Genomic DNA, 17,758 nt, shown 5'->3' with positions numbered 1-17,758 from the left:
GGGATTTCCGTGAGACACGCGGCACGGTAAAGCGTCGTCAACCATATCGGCTTGCCGTGACGATCGCCAGCCGGTGAGAGCAGATCGTCGAAATGAAGGACTCACCGTCGCTTACCCCGACGTCATGCGGGCCAAGTAAAACCCGATCGCGATGGCAACGACAAACAACGCAAACGCTAACGCCCCAAGTAACAATGGGTCGACCGATTTCTCGTTGCGTCGCCGCGACCCATTGCCGCCGCGACTGCTGCCTCCTCCGATTTGGCTTGTCGAACTATTGTAGATGTCCGAATCGCCCCCCACATGCACGCTGGAACGCCCCGAGGTGGCACGGGGGAAACGTCCGGACCCCAAACCTTCCTCGGACGATTGATACGAGATCCCGCTACTGGGCCGATAACCCGACTCGGCTTGCAGATCGATGAAACTGCCATCCACCAAATCGGGACGCGGACGCACGTTGACCAACCGGCCACTGTCACTACTGCTGATCCCTTCGTTCAGCAGCAACGACGCCCGGCTGCTAGAGATCGTGTCACCGGACTTGTTCGAGATCGTGTCGTTTTGCTTTTTCGAAATCTGCGAGTCATCGAAATTGATCGACGAACCCAACTCTTCATCCGGCATCGGAGCATCGCCCAAGCCCGAGGTCACCTTGGCTCCCTTAGGAACACGAGCGACAAATCGCTCGAGCACGTCCGCCACCTCTCCGGCATGTTGGTAGCGATACTTGGGATCCTTTTGGATCATCTTGACGCAGATCCCTTCCAATTCGCCTGGGCAATCTGGACGCAATTGGCGAATCGACTTGGGCATCTCGGTTTGATGCTTGGCAATCCGCTGTGCCAACGTGCCATCGTTAAACGGCGGTTGACCGGTCAACAGATAATAGAACGTGCACCCAAGCCCGTAGATGTCTGCGCGATGGTCCACGGTGTGGCTGTTTAGCGCTTGTTCGGGCGCCAAGTAATCGGCCGTTCCTAATACATTTTCGTTGTTCGCCACCGTCAACGATTCGTCGTCGCCCGATGCGACCAATGCCAACCCCATGTCCAACAATCGCACATTGCCATTGAGATCCAACAACAAATTGGCGGGTTTGACGTCACGGTGCACCACGCCTTTGTCATGCGCGTGGTCGAGGCCGCGTGCGGCTTGAGCAATCAGATCAGCCGCGGTGGAAAAATCGAGCGGCCCATCGCGTTTGACCAACATCAGCAGATCGATGCCGTCGACGTATTCCATCACGATGTAATGCACATCGCCTTCGTTGTCGATGTCGTACGCCAAGACAATGTTGGGGTGATTCAGCGACGCGATCGCTTTGGCTTCGAGCTGGAATCTCGCCAAGTAGGTGGCGTCATTGACGCGTTTTTTCGGCAACACCTTGATGGCACGTTTGTCGCCCAACCGCATGTGTTCGGCAAGATAAACGCTGCTCATCCCCCCCGAACCGATGTGCCCGAGCAGTTTGTATTTGCCGAGGAAGAAACCCTTGTATTTCCCTACCAGCAACTTATCGAGATGCCACTGGGTCAATAATCCCTGACGCCGGAAAAGAGCCGCCAACTTATTGGCGTCCGACGGAAGCTGACCGTCACACTTTGCGCGCACCTTCTCTAACAAGCGTTTCAGAGTCGCTTGCTCGACTAGACCACTTTTCTCGACCATCTCGAGAAATTTTTCCGTGGAAATCTTGGACATACCGTCCTGATGTTTCCTTGAAGGTTGTCAATTGCACGCGCGAAGAAGCATAACAATTTCTAGATGACGTGAATAACCTTATCCTAGCCGAAATTCTACATTACGCGAATTTTTCACTCGGTGAATTCAACCGCCGCTAAGTCTGTACACTTTGTCTGAAAACCGAATCCCAGCGGTGGCCGTTCGTATCGAGCCGTCAGCGTCGCTGCCGCCGAGATGATCAGCCGCCAGCGTAAATCCATCGAGCAAGCATTCCGTTGGGGCAAGATCGTGTCGCTGCGTTTTTTGCCCCGAACGGGCTCGTTTGATGCGGAAATGCCGTATTTCCAGCGGTGCGGCACGATCCCGGTCCAGTCGCGTGTTCGAAATCAAAGTGGGATTTGCCAGCCCGATCCTCATTTCTGCCATCGCTTGTCGGTGTGCGGAAAACGACCTCGCGAACCTCCTTTGCAAGGCTCGAATTTCGGAAAGAACCGTGCCTCGCTGACACGCCCCGCCAGGGCGACCCTGGACCAACCCGAGTGAATTTAGGCAAGGGGGCAAGGATATCCCGCTGCGAATTGGATGAATCTCGTAAAAAACGGCTCATTCGCTACTACCGGTACCAGTCCCCGCTCGAAACAAAAAGATGCCTCGGATTATTGAGTCTGTGAATTCTACCTTCATTTAATGCCATGCTCCGCCCTAAAACCGCATTCATGTTGATGCTGGTCATCATCGTATCGGGCTGTCATTGGTCGGATCGCTGGGCCAATCGCCGCGACCGAGTGAGTATGCATTATGCACTAGACGCAAACCGAGCGCTGGATCGCGAAACGGTTCACTCGACGCCACTACCAGAACCGCCGGTGCAGTTGGCGTCGATGAATGTCGCGGAAGAAGTCGTCGAGACCGAAACGCCGGCGGCCGAGACTCCGCCCGCAGCGGGCCCGAGTAACCTGCACCCCTACGGGGGCGATCGCGAACTGTCGCTACATGAGGCTATCGAGACAAGTCTGCAGCAATCACGGATCGCTCGCGTCGCCGACGGGGGTCAGATCACCACATCTGCGACCACTTTTTATGACGTCGAGGCGTCCGAAGCCCGACTGCAAGCCGCGCTGGCGGCGTTTGACACCCAATTTGAATCGCAGTTTTACAGCAACGAATTCAACAATCCACCGAATGCTTTTTTTGGCCCCGGATTGTCCGAACCGCTACAACGAGATGAACGGGCGTTAACCGCTTCGCTGACCAAACCGCTTCGCAACGGCGGATCCGTCACCGCGGCCTACAACCCCAATCCCGGTTATCTGTTTCTGCCCGATTCGACCACTTCGGGATTCAATCCAACGTATGCAAGCGAGTTGGCGTTTTCGCTTCGCCAACCGCTGCTGCGGGGTGCCGGCACCCAGGTCAACATGGCGCCGATCCAAGTCGCAAGACTCACAGTGGAACAATCCGCTTGGGAATTCAAAGGCTCGCTGATGGCATCGGTACGCAGTGTCACCGAAGCCTTTTGGGATCTCTATCAAGCTCAAGTGGCGGTCGATGAGTATCGCAAAGTCATCCCGGTACTCGAAGAGATCGTGCGAATCCAACGAGAATCGTTGGCAGCCAAGTTGGTCATCCAAGCCGATGTCGCCAAAGCACGTGCCCAGCTTCATGAGTATCAACAAGAGTATATCCGTTTGCAGTCCGAACGGCTCTCACGAGAGCTGCGTCTGCGCAACCTACTGAAACTATCGCCTGGCGCCGGAGGCAAGATCGTTGCGATCACCGAGCCGACTGACCAAAAAATACACGTCGATCCGCAGGGTGCCTATTTCCAAGCAATCGACAACCGTCCCGACGTGGTGCGGCGGCGACTCGACGTGGGGCTCCGGCGACTCGAATTGTTGGTTCGCAACAATCAACGCCAACCCAATCTCGATTTTACAGCCTTGTACCGGATGAACGGTTTGGGCGAAAACTTAGGCGATGCGATTGAGCAAATGGCTTCGGCCGATTTTTCCGACTTGCAACTTGGCATCGCCATGACGATGCCGGTGGGATTGCGGCAAGCCAAGGCGTTGTCGCAAGAAGCCCGTGTAAACCTAGTGCGTGACAGTGAGCTGCTCAAGCAGCAAATCTTTACGGTTTCGCACGAGATCAGCGAATCGGCCCAGCGAATTGAGTACGCGTACCAAGAATACGAACAAGCCAAACTGCAACTCGAAGCAGCCGATGAGTGGACCCGTGGTGCCAAATTGCGTTACCAGAACCCGGCGCCCGATTCGAGCGACAACAATTGGATGCTGCCCTATCTGGATGACTACTATCGCGCCATTCGCTCGCGTACCGACGCTGCGATCGCGGTCGCCGAAACGCTCACCAATTACAACTCCGAGATCGTGCAGTTCGAAGAGATCAAAGGCACGCTGCTCGAGTTTTTCGCCATCCACTACCTGGGCGACCCTTGCCACCAATCGATCGCGCTACCGAAACAGAGCGAACCGGTGATCATGAGCCCCTTGCAAAACGATCTGTGGACCGAGGACGGATTTGAAAGCTTCATCGAAGCCGCAGCCCACCCCTGAATCGCAACCCAACCCTGAATCGCAACCCAACCCTGAATCGCAACCCAACCCTGTATCGCAGCTCACCGCTGAAACGCAGCTCAATGCTAAACCGCAGACGCGGCCTCGACCCTGATCACGAATACCGATCATCGGTCGGTACCGTGTTACCACATGAATTCACTGCGGACCAATCGTGCGCCGGCTTGAAACAGCAAGATCCCCAGCGGTTGCCGTTCGGATCGAATCCGTCCAAATCCGGTCATCCCGGTTCGCAGCATGCCGTCGCGGTTATCGACCACACAATACACGGTCACTGTGCGAGGTGCGTTGGGAACAAGCGATTGAGCCGCCGGGGCGATACGATCGACGGTCGCAGGGATGCTGGTGAACGGAAGCGAACGGGGTTTTAGCGTGATCGGATGCCCGGCGACCAACACGCGAGCGTCCTTTTCGGAAACGGAAATCTCCGCTTCAAGCTGATGAAGATCCTCGATCACACAAAGTGGCATGCCGCGTTCGACGAACACGCCCACCTTTTCCTTTAACCGGGGCGTGATGATCGTGCCGCCGACAGGACATTTCACAAGCTGCTGCGATTGTTGATGCAGTAGATGCTTTAGTTCTTCATTGAGCCGCTGCAGATGTGCTTTTTCGGCATCGATGTCTTCAAGCCGCGAACCCGCCTCGAGCAGCGTTAGTGCTCCGACGGCATCAGCGAGCTCTTTCTCGCGTCGTGCCAATTCGCCTTCGAAACGAATCACCCCTTCCGCCTCGCGAGCTCGCATTTCGGCCACCGCCTGGTTCGCATCGAGGACAGCGTCTTGATGGTTCTTTTGATGTGTCAACAATTGCTGTCCCGCCAATCCACCTCGATCGTGCAGCGATTGCATCTGAGCAAGGATTTCGCTGCGATATTTGACTTGCGCATTGGCGCGCTGGACCGTCAATTCCAACGCCGCCAACTCTTGAACCAAACTCTGCCGCGCCCGTTTAAGATCGCTTTCAGCCAACTCTTTCCAATGTTTCGCCCGCTCGATCCGTTCTTGTTGATCGCGGATCTGCTCGACGCGAGGTCCACAGTTCAGCCGTCGCAGCAGCGCTTCGGATTCGGCGATTTCCGCTTTCTTGCGAGCGATATTGCTGATCAATTCCGGCACCTCGATCATCGCTAACAACGAATCGGCCGCCACCGTATCGCCTTCGTCCGCGTTGATTTCGCGTAAGAAACCGGCGATCGGCGCCCGCACCTCGCGGCGAACCACCGGACGAACATGGAATTCGCCGCCCGCACGATCGTGAATGGGAATGGCCAAGACGCCAGCGAAGATCGCCAGTCCCGAGAAAACGCGGAGTTTACGTGAACGAAACATCGTACTGAAATTCTCTCCGAGTGTTCCTTTGAAATAGCTTTTCGTCGTCAACGAAAAGAAACCCAACGCGGCCACGACCCCGCCGATGCCCATCATCGATTGCAGGTACACCGAGGCTTGGAAGCTCATCAGCCCCAAAAAGCCGACGGTAAAGACCCAATTTCCCGCCCCATACACCATTAACATCGTATGTTCGGTACTTGGTTCTGGTTTTTCGCCGCCCCATAAAAACCACCGCGAGTACCCAACAAAACGCTTGCGAGCCCGACGACGCAAGTTATGGGTATGCAGCAAATCGCACAGTGCATAATAACCATCCAAACGCATCAACGGATTTAAATTAAATGCAACTCGCAACCCGCACGCCGACACGATCACCCATGCCGCAAAGTTCAGCGCCGCATCGGGCGTCGTCACTCGCCACACCGCCACCGCGACAATCCACACCAAAAAATCGACATAGGTTCCCGCCATGCTAATCAACAATCGCTGCCAACGATTCGGCAACAACCATGCGTCCGAAACGTTGCAGTAGAAGCAGGGGGTGAAAAAAATCGACAACGCCCCCATCTCGTGGACATCGCCGCCGTAGCGTTTGCAGGCCAACCCATGACCATATTCATGACAGATCGTGATTAGAATCGTGGTGCCCCAAGCCACCACAAAGGCTTGCCAACCAAAGTTGGCTGCGAATTGTTGGACAAACAATTCGCGTTGAATCCACACCGTCCCCAATGCAACCATCCCGCAACATAACGCGATCACAAACAACACGGGGCTGAACAACCATCGCGTCTTGGGCTCTAACCAATTCAGCGTTTCGTTGGGATCAAACAGTTTGACGCGAAAAAAGAGCAGACTCTGTTTTCTGGCTGCCTTGACACAGTGGCGATAGAGTTCCCCGAGCGTCTTAGGGGTATCTCGCTCGGACGTCGACTTCGAAGAGGATGTGCTGCGAAGCAACCCTTCGCTTTTGGCCAACGCGATAAAGTCACCAAATTCATCGAGCGAAATCGGCTCGTGAAAATTGGACTCGAACCGCGACGCGGCTTCCCCATACGTCGTTTTGCCGTCAAGCATCGACAACAGGAATGATTCCTGCGGCCCCAATCGCATGTAACGATTCTTGCGTCGATTCTTGATCACCCGGATCCCGTCCCGATCCGGCGTCGACATGCGTATATCGTCACTCAGAGAAGGCGGGATCTCAGTAGCGACGGGAGTTTCGGTAGACATGGGACGGAGTTGACACCGAGCTTGTGGACAATGGCATTCGGGCCAAGCAAGTCATCAATCCAAAACGGGAACTTTTGCACCAACAAGATGCTCCGGAGTGGACCCTTTGGGCGACCGGATCAGGGTCGCGATACTCTCTTCCTCGCTCAACACATAAACATAAAACGGCATCTTATCCTGGCGACAACGGCTGGCGCGATGATGCCCATCAATCAACCGGTGCGCGTGCACCAGGGTCCCATCGTCCGCAGGGTAGTACAAATGAGCGACAATCCCGGGAATGCTAGGATCGACATGCGCTAGATGCCCTTGGTTGATCTCCACGCGGTCAACCGAATAGTTGACATCTTCGGGTTCAAGCTCGATCGATTCGCGACCGTCACTGACAAACGCCCTCGCCATATCGACGTCAAACACGTAGTTTTTTTTGAAGCAGTAGAATGCTTCTCCTTCGCGAGTGCAGCGTGAACACTCGATTGATTTCCGCTGCTTGGCTTTTTTGCCTTTCTTTTGGCCCATTGTCTGCTCACCGCTGAAGAAGTAAGTGGGACGACGCTCCATCGCACGCGAGATCATCCACTATTGAACACAAACTGGGAGGACGAAGCAAATACGCAACTCACTGTCCTCCCGGTTGAAAAAGACAGGCCCCGCTGAAAATGACAGGTCGTTTCCGACCAACAACAAACCTTTCCGACAGCAAGGCCTTGAAACAGCAACGAGATGGCAAATTTTTTAGATGGCAAGGCTCAGAGACAAACCAACAGGGCTGCGTGATGCATTCATGCTAGTCTCCAGGGCCTTGCCTCGCCATCTACTTGCTCTTGCTCTTGGATCCCGACTTGGACTTGCTCTTCGATTTACTCTTAGACTTGGACTTCGACTTCGATTTGCTCTTCGACTTCGACTTGGACTTGGACTTGGACTTGGACTTGGACTTGCTCTTCGATTTCGATTTGCTCTTCGATCCCGAGCCGCTCTTGCTCCCAGACCCGCTTTTGCTACCGGAGCCCCCGCCACCGTAGGAAATCTTGCTCGGCGCGATTCGTTCTTCAAGACGTTCCAGTTTGAACTTTTTCATTGTCTCAACTCTCATCTCTAGAAGGGAGAAATACCTGAGCACTTGATGAAGATTCATCAAGCAAGCCCGTTAAGAACGCGTGAGTCTCTACCATCCGGGGGGACCAGTCAACTTAATAATCGGAAAAATCCGAAAAACCGTTAAACACGCCACAAACCACGCAAACAACCAAACTAGGGGCATTTACCTACCGCAAAGCGAACTTCGCTATACTGAAACCGGAAACCGCCGGATCGGTAAAGTGGGCGGCGACGTGCCAGCCCGACAACACCCCCCCCATCCGGCGAAGACATTTGATTTTGCCAAGATCCGCTATCGAGGCAGAGCAGAAGTCACGTAGCGAGATGAGATTTGGTCGCGGCGAAAACAACCGCGACCGCCCAACGGTCGTGATCCCACCGGTACGCCTCGCTGAGCCGCTACATGGCAATATCCGCCGCCCCTGGTTTAACGCGGCACTCCCTTTCGTCTATCCTGTTCGTCGACACCGCGAACGTCTCTTCACCCCCTCTTTGCCATCGACCCAACCAAAATGCCACATCCCGCTTCCGAACTGACGTTGGGGATCATGGCGAAATACTGGACCCCAGGAAGCGTCAAGACACGGTTGGGGCAATCCATCGGCATGAAGGCAGCAGCCGAAATCCACCGCGAATTTGTGCTGCATTTGTGCAACCGGTTAGCCGCGGTGCGAGATCGCCGCGTCCTTTCGATCGCTCCCGACTCTGCCACGACGTGGGTTCGCGAGGAACTGGGATCCGCCGACTGGCAGATCACTCCTCAAGGCGACGGTGATCTGGGGGACCGAATGTCACGGTTCTTTCGAACCCAGCTGGGCACAGCGTCACGCGATACGTCTACTTCGCGTGTCATCTTGATTGGGGCCGATTGCCCCCTGCTTGGCGCGTCCGACATTGCCAACGCGGCAAAACAGCTCGAATCTCACGATATCGTCGTGGGCCCGGCGATCGATGGTGGCTACTACCTGATTGGGTTGCGAGGCCCTTGGTTGGACCGATTCGAGCGACTGTTTCAGGAGATGCCATGGAGTTCAAGTGACGTGTTTGCGATCACGAAACAACGCGCCGAGGAGACTCGATTATCGCTGGCGGTGCTTCCCCAAAATGAAGATATTGATACGATCGAGTGTCTCGACCGCTTACGCGATCATTTAAACGAATCCCGAGCACGAAACCGATCGCTTGCCGAATTTGCAGATCGGATCGACACCATTCTGAGCCAAAATCCAGCGTCATGATGCCCGCCACTACCACCGCAACCATCGTCGGCGGCGGTGCGATCGGACTCAGCCTGGCCTGGGAACTTTCCAAGCGAGGCATCCAATCGCGAGTGCTCGAGCAACGCCGGATTGCCGAAAGCACGTCGACGATTGCCGGTGGCATTCTGCCGCCCGCTAATCTCGATCGCGCCACCGATCCGCTGGACCAGCTCCGCGGGCTAAGTCATCGATTGTTTCCCGAGTGGGCCGAGCAACTCAAACAGATCACAGGAATCGACATTGGACTGCGTCGCTGTGGTGGCTGGTACTTGGCCAGTTCCGCGGGCGAAAAAGCGGTGATGCTGGGGATGTCCGATTACTGGAGCGAGATGCAGATCCAGTGCGAACGGGGCACAATCGATTCGCTGCAAGCGAATGAACCCGCACTCGCTAGGTGGCTTTCGCAGCATCCTGACACCCAGCCATGGTGGGTGCCCGATGAATACCAAATCGACTCGCCGCTTTACATCGACGCATTACACCAAGCGTGTCTTGCCGCCGGAGTCACGGTTTCGCAGCAAACTGCGGTACTGGATGTCCGCAACGACGAAACCTCGGCGGCAGTGCAAACCGCCGAGGGCTGGATCGACAGTGACATGGTGATCGTTTGTGGCGGATCCTGGACAGGACTGGTATCGCCGGAATTGCGACTGACGCACAGCTTGATTCCGATTCGAGGCCAAATTTTAGTCGTCAAAACGGAACGTCCTCTGCTTCGCTCGGTCATCAACATCGGCAATCGTTACGTGCTGTGTCGTGATGATGGACGGACGTTGATCGGATCGTGCGAAGAAGAAGTCGGCTTTGACAAAACGACCACTGACGACATGATCGAAACGCTTCGCCGGTTCGCTGTCGACTTGGTCCCTGAGCTAGCCTCGGCTGCGACGGTGCAAAAGTGCGCAGGGCTACGTCCATTGACGTTCGACGGGTTTCCGATGATTGGCCGCGTCCCCGATCAGCCTTGTCTGTACGTGGCATCGGGTCATTATCGCAGCGGCATCCATTTCTCGCCCGCCACTGCGGTCTGTCTCGCCGACGTAATCACCGGCCAAACGCCAACGATCGATCTGCAACCCTTCCGGGTCGGCAAGCAACAACAAAAGGGGTCCGACACCTTCAAGTCGACCTAGGCAAACCCAAAAAACCTTCCTTCCCACAAAAGGTGCGTGACACCTTTGTTACTCGAGATTCTTTATATGAGCTCTGAAACTGCGACTCTTGATCCGCCTGGCAGTATTGCAATTGTTGGGGCGGGGCCGCTTGGCGTCGAAGCGGCGTTGTATGGCCGATTCCTTGGCTATAACGTGACTTTGATCGAAGCGGCCGGCGTGGGGCATTCACAGCGGGTGCACTATGCATCGCCGCTGCCGATCATGCCGCACGAGTGTTTATCGCCGCTGGCGGTTTCCGCTTTGCACGCGCAAGACCCCGAACTGCTTCCGCAAACCTTGCCGATGACGTACGAGGATTGGGTCGAAAAAGCCTTGAAGGGAATTGTCGCAGGGGACCTGCTCGAAGGCCGACTTCGCTGCCCGTCACGCGTGACGAAAATCTCGACGGTCCCAGTCGAACTCGACGAAGAGGATTCCGAAGACGACGATCCGATCCCTCCCGATTTCCGGCTGGAATTGACCAGCGTGTATGGCCAAGCGGATCCCCTCGATGTGGAAGCCGTGATCTTGGCGATTGGCAATTCCGAGGAAATTGCATTGGAATTCTCGCTTCCGGCAGACTACTTTTTCCGGATTGGCCAATCGTCCACGGGCGACCTTGCCGAAGACCTAAAACGGGGGCGCCAGGAAATTGTCAACCTGTACGCCGGGCTTGCCGGTCGCGAGACATTGGATCTGTATCGGCCTCGCCGCAGCGAGTAAACGTCCTCGCCATCGCGAGTGATTGGACTTGCCGCCGCAAGTCCCGTGCCCTGGAATAAAGGATGCCGCTAGAGTGGCTGCGCGCTCTAGCGATGTGGCGATCGGGTAAGACGTTCCGGCGGTGACGATTATCCCGATTACGTCAACATGTTGCCTACATCGCTCATCAGAACGAGCTGTTTCTTTTTTGCAACTGACGTCTTGTTGCCACAACGTGATCTAGCTTTCTACAGACTCACGTCGAGTCCCATCGTCCACTTGGGCGTGACCAATCCGCACGGGGAATCCATCGATGATCAAGTTGACGCGACTTGACGGCGAGCCATTTGTGCTCAACGCAGACCTGATTCGCTACGTCGAACGGCGTCCGGATACGTTCGTGACGTTAACGTCGGGCGATCGGATTGTGGTCAAAGAGTCGATGGACGATGTCATCGAGCGTGCGGTGCAGTACCAACAACGCAAACACTACATGCCCACGCCGCACGTCGCCCTAAAAACCACGTCTTAGCACCGGTGTTGGTCACCCTCCGCGGGGTGACGACCGTCCGCCGGGCATCAAACCAAAATCAAAATTCGCTGAACAAGCTTCGGAATTGAATCACCATGGATATCGCCAGCCTTATCGGGTTGATACTCGCCATCGGATTGATCATCGCATCGATCGCGCTAGGCAACGCGCCGTTCTCGGCCTTTATCGACATCCCCTCCCTGTTGGTGGTTGTCGGGGGTGCCGTTGCTGCGGCACTGATTTGTTTTCCCATGGCCAGCATGCTCAAGTCGCCGATGATCGCGTTGAAAGTACTGCTGAACAAAGGCGAAAACCGCTTGGAACTGATCAAACAAATCGTTGAACTCGCGGAAACGGCCAGACGTGACGGGTTGTTAGCGTTGGAGTCCAAGGTTGGGGACATCAAGAATACGCTGGTCAAAACCGGCATCCAAATGGCGGTCGACGGCAGCACGCCTGAGATCGTCGAAGAAGTGCTTCGCACCGAAGTCAATGCGATTGCCGTGCGTCATCGCGAAGGCAAAAGCATCATGGACCAACTCGGACGCTTCGCTCCGGCCTATGGAATGATCGGAACGCTGATGGGGTTGATCATGATGCTTCAAGACATGAGTGACCCATCGGGGATTGGTGCGGGGATGGCGGTCGCGTTGATCACCACACTTTATGGAGCGATCGTTGCGAACGTGTTCTTCAGTCCGTTTGCTGAAAAACTAGGACTGCTAAGCCGTAACGAAATGGTCAGCATGGAAATTGCAATCCGCGGTGTGATGGCGATCCAACAAGGCGAAAGCCCTCGAGCGATTGACCAAAAACTTCGTACCTTCCTGCCACCGAACCAACGTGGTGCGGAATAACCGTCGACGACTCGCTCCGAAAATGAACATCCCCGTGCATTCCCTCGCAATCATGTCAAAAGAAGTAAACGATGGACGATGAACCAGATGAAATTGGCATCCCCGAGTGGGTTGTCACGTTCGGTGACATGATGAGTCTATTGCTGACGTTTTTCATCATGTTGGTTTCGCTTAGCGAAATCAAAGAAGAAGAAACCTACCAGGCGCTTGTCGATTCGATGAAGCAACAGTTTGGCTATGCGCGAACGATCGATGCGTTGACCCCAGGCGATTCGCGTCCTCGATCGAGCAAATTCAGCGTGCTGTCGACCACCGGTCGCGCGAAGAAGAAAGACACCGCCAAGGGGGGCGTTCCCGAGAAGGCTCCTAGCGGCGAAGACCCGATGGTGCGAATCGTTCGTCCCGGGCAAGTCACCGCGGTCGGTTCGGTGATCTTTTTCGACATAGGTTCGGACGAACTGCGTCCGAGCGCAAAGGCAGCAATCAAAGACTTGGCGGCTCAACTGCGAGGCAAACCTCAGAAGATCGAAGTCCGCGGCCACACCTCGGCCGAATATGCCGCTCGCACCGAGGGTACCGACGAAGCAGTTCAGTTGGCGTTTCGGCGAGCGATTGCCGTCCGCACCGCATTGGTGTTGGAACAGGGGATCGAAGCCGAACGATTTCGGGTTTCTTCCGCAGCCGACAGCGAACCGATGCACCGCGCCGGCGGAAGCGTCGCGATCGCTCGCAATCCTCGCGTCGAAGTCTTTCTGTTGGACGAAACGGTCGAGGATCTGCACGGAACTGCCGATGAACGCAAGGCACGAACCATTCAAATGCACGACTCCATTGGGGAGGAACACTAGATGGCAGACGAAAAAGAAACGACTGAAAACGGCGATGGCGAAGCCGTTGTCCCGAAAAAAGCGGCGGTTGGCCGAGGACTTGTGATCGCATTTGTGGGCGTGATCGTCCTGATCGAATCCGCCATGTTCTTTTTGATGGTGCCCAGCGCCGAAGAAGTCAGTGCATTGGCCGAAGCCAAACTGATCAAATCGGTCCAAGAGGGCGAAGTCGAAGCCGAGAAGAAGGCCGATGACGAAAACGAAGTCAAAGAGATCGACCTGGGAACCTTTGGTGAAACCTTCAGCCCGATCGATACCGAGCGTGAATACACGATCGAATTGCATCTGTACGGTTTGATTCGCAAAAAGAACTCGGACGCCATGGACGCCGAATTGGCGGAAAAACAGGGGCGTTTGCGTCACGCGATTCGGATGAAAATCCGCACCAGCGCGTTGACCGAACTGCAAGAAAACCAATTGGGGTTGCTTGAAAGACGAATTTTGACGACATCTAATCACTTACTCGCGGAAGATTATCTGCTCGGAGTCGGTTTTCACGACTACCAGCTACGCGAGGAGTAACCCCCCACACGCTTAGGCTCGAAACGACACTTGGCGTGTGAAACAGGTTGTGAAACAACGTCGTCCACGGAAGGACCTAGCCAGTGCCAGACCCTGCCAAGCCTACCTCTACCAAGCCAGACGCGTCATCGTCTGGTTCGACCGATCCTGTGGTCGACCCAAAGTCCAAGAGTTCCGAAGAACATCTGGACATGGACGATATCGAAAAATTGCTAGCCGAAGCCTCGGGAAACCTCGATCAGGCCGCTGGCAAGGGAGTCGCCAATTCGGGGACTGCCGAACCGTTCAACCTTGGCAATCTCGAACCCGGGCCTTCCTCGGGCGAACGGCAATCGATTGACTTGCTAGGCGAAGTCGAGTTGGATCTGCGTATTGAGCTCGGCCGCACTCAGATGAAGCTCGAAGAAGTGCTCCAGCTGCGTGGCGGATCGGTTGTCGCATTGGACAAATTGGCGGGCGATCCAGTCGACATCTTTGTCAACGGAAAACTGATCGCTCGCGGCGAAGTCCTGGTCATGAATGACAATTTTTGCGTTCGTGTGACGGAGTTGATCAGTGCGTAATCATTGCCAACGGCTTGCCTCGACGTTCTGCCCGGCCGCCAACTTGATTGCACTGACCGCACTCGCGGTGGCATTTTGTGCCACTGACGCGTCGGCACAGCAGTATTCGCTTGGCAATGCCGCCGGCAGCGAACCAGTTTCGTCGTCAACGCTACCCACCGCCGAGCCCACTTCGGCGGTGGAGCCATCGCCCAAAGTCATCGCTCGCGGCTTCCCCGCGTTGTCGCAGCGATCGCCCGCGACGGACAAGCCCAATGAGCCATCCGAGGGCGAAAAAGGAAGCCAGTTGGCGATCCCTGGATTGACCGTTGCATCGAGTTTGGCTGTGGTGCTCGGATTGTTCGCGGGCTTTGTCTGGCTGACGCGTCGCTTCAGCACGGGCGGATCCGCCAACGGCGTGATCCCCAAAGACGTGGTTCAAAATCTGGGCAGCACCTCAATCGACTCGCGAACCAAGGTGTCAATGATTCGCTGTGGCAACCGCATCATCGTGGTCGCCCAAACGGCAACCGGAATTCACCCGTTGTCCGAGATCACCGATCCAAACGAAGTGCTGCAATTGACCGCTTCGTGCATTGGCGAATCGAAACGCAATTTCGCCAGCACGCTTCGCGAGTTTGAAAAAGAACCCGCCGAGAAGGGGTTCGTCGGCACACCGATTGAGACGCCTCCGACGCCTCGCAGCCGCGGCCGTTTGTTTGCCAGTGCCTAGAGGCGAAACGCGTCGCGATGTAACCTGATTTCACGAAAGTCTTGGCGACTTTCGCTACCTCGGGGACTCCATCCACTGGAAAGTCGATACAATCGCGGCCATGATTGCCGCACTACTTTTTGTCACGTTCTTGCTGTTGGTCGGAGTCGCACTGCGAATCCGGTTTGGGATTTTCCAGTGGCTCTATATTCCTGCGTCCGTGATCGCGGGAATGCTCGGATTGGCGATCATTCAACTTGCTCCGGCCACGGCCGGCGGCACCGCCAAAGCGATCGCTGGCACGCTGAGCGATTGGCCGAATCTGTTGATCGCAGTCGTGTTTGCCGGCATGCTGCTGGAACGCAAACCGACCGAACATCGAGAAAACGCAAGCAACGTGGGGCGTGAAGCGTTGATGGTTTGGATCATCGTGCTTGGTCAAACCGCATTCGGATTGCTTGCCACGTGGATCTTCATCCAACCTTTTTACGATCTTCCCAATTCATTCGGAATGCTGATCGAAACCGGATTCGCTGGCGGGCATGGAACAGCTGCGGCGATGGGCGAGGTGTTTGCCCACGAATCGATCGCACTGGCCGGCGGCCGCGACCTGGGCATATTGATGGCCACGGTAGGACTGGTCTACGGCGTGGTCAGCGGGATCGGATGGATCAATCTAGGAGCACGACGAGGTTGGTTTCCGACAAACCGCGCGGACCATTTGGCTAACGAAACGCTGCAGCTCGACTCGGTTACCCCCGAGCCAACCTCGCCGCCGCCTCGCGTGCCGATCGGCTATGCCACCATTCGCGGTGAAACCCTTGACCCGCTGCTGTTGCAAACGCTGTGGTTGATGACCGCGTTTGGGATTGGGATGGCGATGCAGCAAGCGGTGCTGATGGCCGCCGCCGCGGCGGACGGTTGGTTTGCCAGCGACACGCTGCGTGATGCGGCCAACCAACAGCTATCCACGCGATTGTCGTTTTCGCGAATCCTTGACTTTCCGCTTTTCATCTACACTTTGTTCGGCGGGCTGATCGTTCGCCGCTGCACTCGGTTGTTAGGGTGCGAAGATCGGATCGACAGCGATTCCATTGGCCGGCTTTCCTCTGCGGCGATGGATGTGTTGGTGGTCGCCGCGATTGCGTCGCTGAACCTTGCCGCCGTGGCAACGATGATCGTTCCATTTTCGATCCTGGCGATCGTCGGAGCGATCTGGACCGGCGTCTGCCTGCTGGTGATTTCGCGCTGGGTTTTGCCGCGGGACCATTGGTTTGAACTCGGATTGATCAACTACGGGATGTCGACCGGCGTGACCGCAACCGGGTTTGTCTTGCTGCGTCTCGTGGATCCTGATTTGGATACCGACGCAGCGGAAAACTACGCGCTTGCGGCCCCCCTTTCCGCCCCGTTTATCGGCGGCGGAATGTTGACGATCGGGTTGCCGCTGTTGGTGCTCGAGCGAGTTCCGCTGGGCATGACGTCATTGGTCGCCGTGACGACCGTGATCGTGCTGATTGTTGTGGGGCGACGATGGCAATCAACGAGTTAAGGTTTGACCATGCCTAGACGTGCCAGCCATGTTTGACACAAACTTGGCCACTGGTTCGCGCCGTCAACCTTCTTAGCCAACCCCAACCCGTGTGCTCCGTCGTTGAACAAGTGCATTTCGACGGGCACTTTGTGTTCGACACACGCACGGTAATACAACAGACTATTTTCGACCGGCACTGCGGTGTCTTTGGCGGTATGAAACAAGAACGTCGGCGGTGTTTTCTCGCTCACCTGAGTCGGCGTGTCCAACGACGCCAGCAATGCTGGATCGGGGTTCTCGCCTAACAGATTCCGCTGGCTGCCTTTGTGGGTGTGCGGCTTGCCAAGTGACAGCACGGCGTAACACAAAATGCTGAAATCAGGACGCGAAGAAACACGTTGCACCGGATCGGATGCGGATGGATCCGCATCAGCAAAATGAGTCGAAACGGTGGAACAGAGATGTCCGCCGGCCGAGAAACCGATCACGCCGATGCGATTGGGATCGATATTCAATTCCTTGGCGCGAGCCCGCAGCGTTTGGATCGCACGCTGAGCGTCTTGCATCGGCGCCGGGTGGCCATAACCCTTGCCATCGTTTCCTTTGCCACGCAAACGATAGGTGCAAATCGCCGAGGACATTCCCATCGAATGGAACCACTCGGCAAATTCATACCCTTCGTGTCCCATCGCATGGCCGCCGTACCCGCCGCCTGGCAGGATCACCACCGCGGCAGTAGGGGTTTCCGAATTGGCTTTGGTGATGATCAACTGGGGCACATCCCCATCGCCGGTCAACTCGACCCCGGGAATCCCGTCGGGCCAAAGTGGTTCGCTGGTATGGGCCGGTTGTTCGGCGGAAAGGACCGAAGCGTTTACCAACGAGAGGCACAACACGAAGAGCGAAAGAGATGGCAACAGGGTAGGTCGGGTCATGGAGAGTCCTTGCAGGAAGAAAAAAGGGGGGGGAGGGTAGGGCAGTATAGTCGCAGATCGCACCGCAATCATCACCATCGTCGTTGATCGCTTCGTGATCATCACGTGAAGCGAATCGAAATCATCCATCTGCAACCTCCCATTCTACCAGCACGTTTTCCATCTACAGCA

Annotated in this window: 15 protein-coding genes; 11 read left to right on the top strand and 4 right to left on the bottom strand. The window is 55.9% G+C overall.

The genetic code is table 11. From position 1 onward, the window contains the following. Positions 1-111: 111 nt before the first annotated feature. Positions 112-1,704, bottom strand: a complete 1,593-nt coding sequence (locus tag ABEA92_RS09500; protein WP_345683580.1) for a serine/threonine protein kinase — start codon at positions 1,702-1,704, stop codon at positions 112-114. Positions 1,705-2,378: 674 nt separating this feature from the next. Here ABEA92_RS09500 and ABEA92_RS09495 point away from each other — a divergent pair. Next, entirely contained in the window at positions 2,379-4,262 is a 1,884-nt protein-coding gene (locus ABEA92_RS09495) for a TolC family protein (protein WP_345683579.1), read from the top strand. 146 nt (positions 4,263-4,408) lie between these two features. Here the strand turns inward: ABEA92_RS09495 and ABEA92_RS09490 are convergent, their stop codons facing one another. Then, complete coding sequence (locus ABEA92_RS09490) at positions 4,409-6,790, bottom strand: efflux RND transporter periplasmic adaptor subunit (protein WP_345683578.1); 2,382 nt, start codon at positions 6,788-6,790, stop codon at positions 4,409-4,411. Between the two features lie 114 nt (positions 6,791-6,904). Beyond that, positions 6,905-7,426, bottom strand: a complete 522-nt coding sequence (locus ABEA92_RS09485; protein ID WP_345683577.1) for a hypothetical protein — start codon at positions 7,424-7,426, stop codon at positions 6,905-6,907. Positions 7,427-8,463: 1,037 nt separating this feature from the next. Here ABEA92_RS09485 and ABEA92_RS09480 point away from each other — a divergent pair. The 10 genes from ABEA92_RS09480 (at position 8,464) to ABEA92_RS09435 (ending at position 16,670) form a co-directional block, all read left to right on the top strand. Further along, entirely contained in the window at positions 8,464-9,189 is a 726-nt protein-coding gene (locus tag ABEA92_RS09480; protein ID WP_345683576.1) for a TIGR04282 family arsenosugar biosynthesis glycosyltransferase, read from the top strand. Beyond that, complete coding sequence (locus ABEA92_RS09475) at positions 9,186-10,343, top strand: NAD(P)/FAD-dependent oxidoreductase (protein ID WP_345683575.1); 1,158 nt, start codon at positions 9,186-9,188, stop codon at positions 10,341-10,343. The genes ABEA92_RS09480 and ABEA92_RS09475 overlap by 4 nt, the downstream gene beginning before the upstream one ends. A gap of 66 nt (positions 10,344-10,409) precedes the next feature. Beyond that, entirely contained in the window at positions 10,410-11,087 is a 678-nt protein-coding gene (locus ABEA92_RS09470; protein ID WP_345683574.1) for a hypothetical protein, read from the top strand. Between the two features lie 292 nt (positions 11,088-11,379). After that, positions 11,380-11,598: a flagellar FlbD family protein gene (locus tag ABEA92_RS09465; protein WP_345683573.1), complete on the top strand. Its 219-nt coding sequence runs from the start codon at positions 11,380-11,382 to the stop codon at positions 11,596-11,598. Between the two features lie 95 nt (positions 11,599-11,693). Further along, positions 11,694-12,455: a motility protein A gene (locus ABEA92_RS09460; RefSeq protein ID WP_345683572.1), complete on the top strand. Its 762-nt coding sequence runs from the start codon at positions 11,694-11,696 to the stop codon at positions 12,453-12,455. 71 nt (positions 12,456-12,526) lie between these two features. Next, positions 12,527-13,303 carry an OmpA/MotB family protein gene (locus tag ABEA92_RS09455; protein WP_345683571.1) on the top strand — a complete coding sequence of 259 codons (777 nt, stop codon included), beginning with the start codon at positions 12,527-12,529 and terminating at the stop codon, positions 13,301-13,303. Further along, positions 13,304-13,864, top strand: coding sequence for a dihydrolipoamide acetyltransferase (locus ABEA92_RS09450; RefSeq protein WP_345683570.1), 561 nt, complete (start codon positions 13,304-13,306; stop codon positions 13,862-13,864). A gap of 83 nt (positions 13,865-13,947) precedes the next feature. Continuing rightward, positions 13,948-14,427, top strand: a complete 480-nt coding sequence (gene fliN / locus ABEA92_RS09445) for a flagellar motor switch protein FliN (RefSeq protein WP_345683569.1) — start codon at positions 13,948-13,950, stop codon at positions 14,425-14,427. After that, on the top strand, positions 14,420-15,139 hold the full coding sequence (locus tag ABEA92_RS09440) for a FliO/MopB family protein (RefSeq protein ID WP_345683568.1): 720 nt from the start codon (positions 14,420-14,422) through the stop codon (positions 15,137-15,139). The genes fliN and ABEA92_RS09440 overlap by 8 nt, the downstream gene beginning before the upstream one ends. A 100-nt stretch (positions 15,140-15,239) precedes the next feature. Then, a complete protein-coding gene (locus ABEA92_RS09435) occupies positions 15,240-16,670 on the top strand; it encodes a sodium/glutamate symporter (RefSeq protein ID WP_345683567.1) in 1,431 nt (476 codons plus the stop codon). Here ABEA92_RS09435 and ABEA92_RS09430 read toward each other — a convergent pair. After that, on the bottom strand, positions 16,667-17,587 hold the full coding sequence (locus ABEA92_RS09430; RefSeq protein WP_345683566.1) for an alpha/beta hydrolase: 921 nt from the start codon (positions 17,585-17,587) through the stop codon (positions 16,667-16,669). The two genes, ABEA92_RS09435 and ABEA92_RS09430, sit on opposite strands and share 4 nt — an antisense overlap. Positions 17,588-17,758: the final 171 nt, after the last annotated feature.

This window comes from Novipirellula caenicola, assembly GCF_039545035.1.
Lineage (GTDB): Bacteria > Planctomycetota > Planctomycetia > Pirellulales > Pirellulaceae > Novipirellula > Novipirellula caenicola.
The sequence above is the reverse complement of the archived record's forward strand: the minus strand, read 5'-3'. Positions and strand labels throughout refer to the sequence as shown.

Bases quoted from the DNA above. Each gene is read 5' to 3' on its own strand.
- ABEA92_RS09500 (WP_345683580.1), bottom strand. From the start codon at position 1,704: ATGTCCAAGATTTCCACGGAAAAATTTCTCGAGATGGTCGAGAAAAGT.
- ABEA92_RS09495 (WP_345683579.1), top strand. From the start codon at position 2,379: ATGCTCCGCCCTAAAACCGCATTCATGTTGATGCTGGTCATCATCGTA.
- ABEA92_RS09490 (WP_345683578.1), bottom strand. From the start codon at position 6,790: ATGTCGACGCCGGATCGGGACGGGATCCGGGTGATCAAGAATCGACGC.
- ABEA92_RS09485 (WP_345683577.1), bottom strand. From the start codon at position 7,426: ATGATCTCGCGTGCGATGGAGCGTCGTCCCACTTACTTCTTCAGCGGT.
- ABEA92_RS09480 (WP_345683576.1), top strand. From the start codon at position 8,464: ATGCCACATCCCGCTTCCGAACTGACGTTGGGGATCATGGCGAAATAC.
- ABEA92_RS09475 (WP_345683575.1), top strand. From the start codon at position 9,186: ATGATGCCCGCCACTACCACCGCAACCATCGTCGGCGGCGGTGCGATC.
- ABEA92_RS09470 (WP_345683574.1), top strand. From the start codon at position 10,410: ATGAGCTCTGAAACTGCGACTCTTGATCCGCCTGGCAGTATTGCAATT.
- ABEA92_RS09465 (WP_345683573.1), top strand. From the start codon at position 11,380: ATGATCAAGTTGACGCGACTTGACGGCGAGCCATTTGTGCTCAACGCA.
- ABEA92_RS09460 (WP_345683572.1), top strand. From the start codon at position 11,694: ATGGATATCGCCAGCCTTATCGGGTTGATACTCGCCATCGGATTGATC.
- ABEA92_RS09455 (WP_345683571.1), top strand. From the start codon at position 12,527: ATGGACGATGAACCAGATGAAATTGGCATCCCCGAGTGGGTTGTCACG.
- ABEA92_RS09450 (WP_345683570.1), top strand. From the start codon at position 13,304: ATGGCAGACGAAAAAGAAACGACTGAAAACGGCGATGGCGAAGCCGTT.
- ABEA92_RS09435 (WP_345683567.1), top strand. From the start codon at position 15,240: ATGATTGCCGCACTACTTTTTGTCACGTTCTTGCTGTTGGTCGGAGTC.
- ABEA92_RS09430 (WP_345683566.1), bottom strand. From the start codon at position 17,587: ATGACCCGACCTACCCTGTTGCCATCTCTTTCGCTCTTCGTGTTGTGC.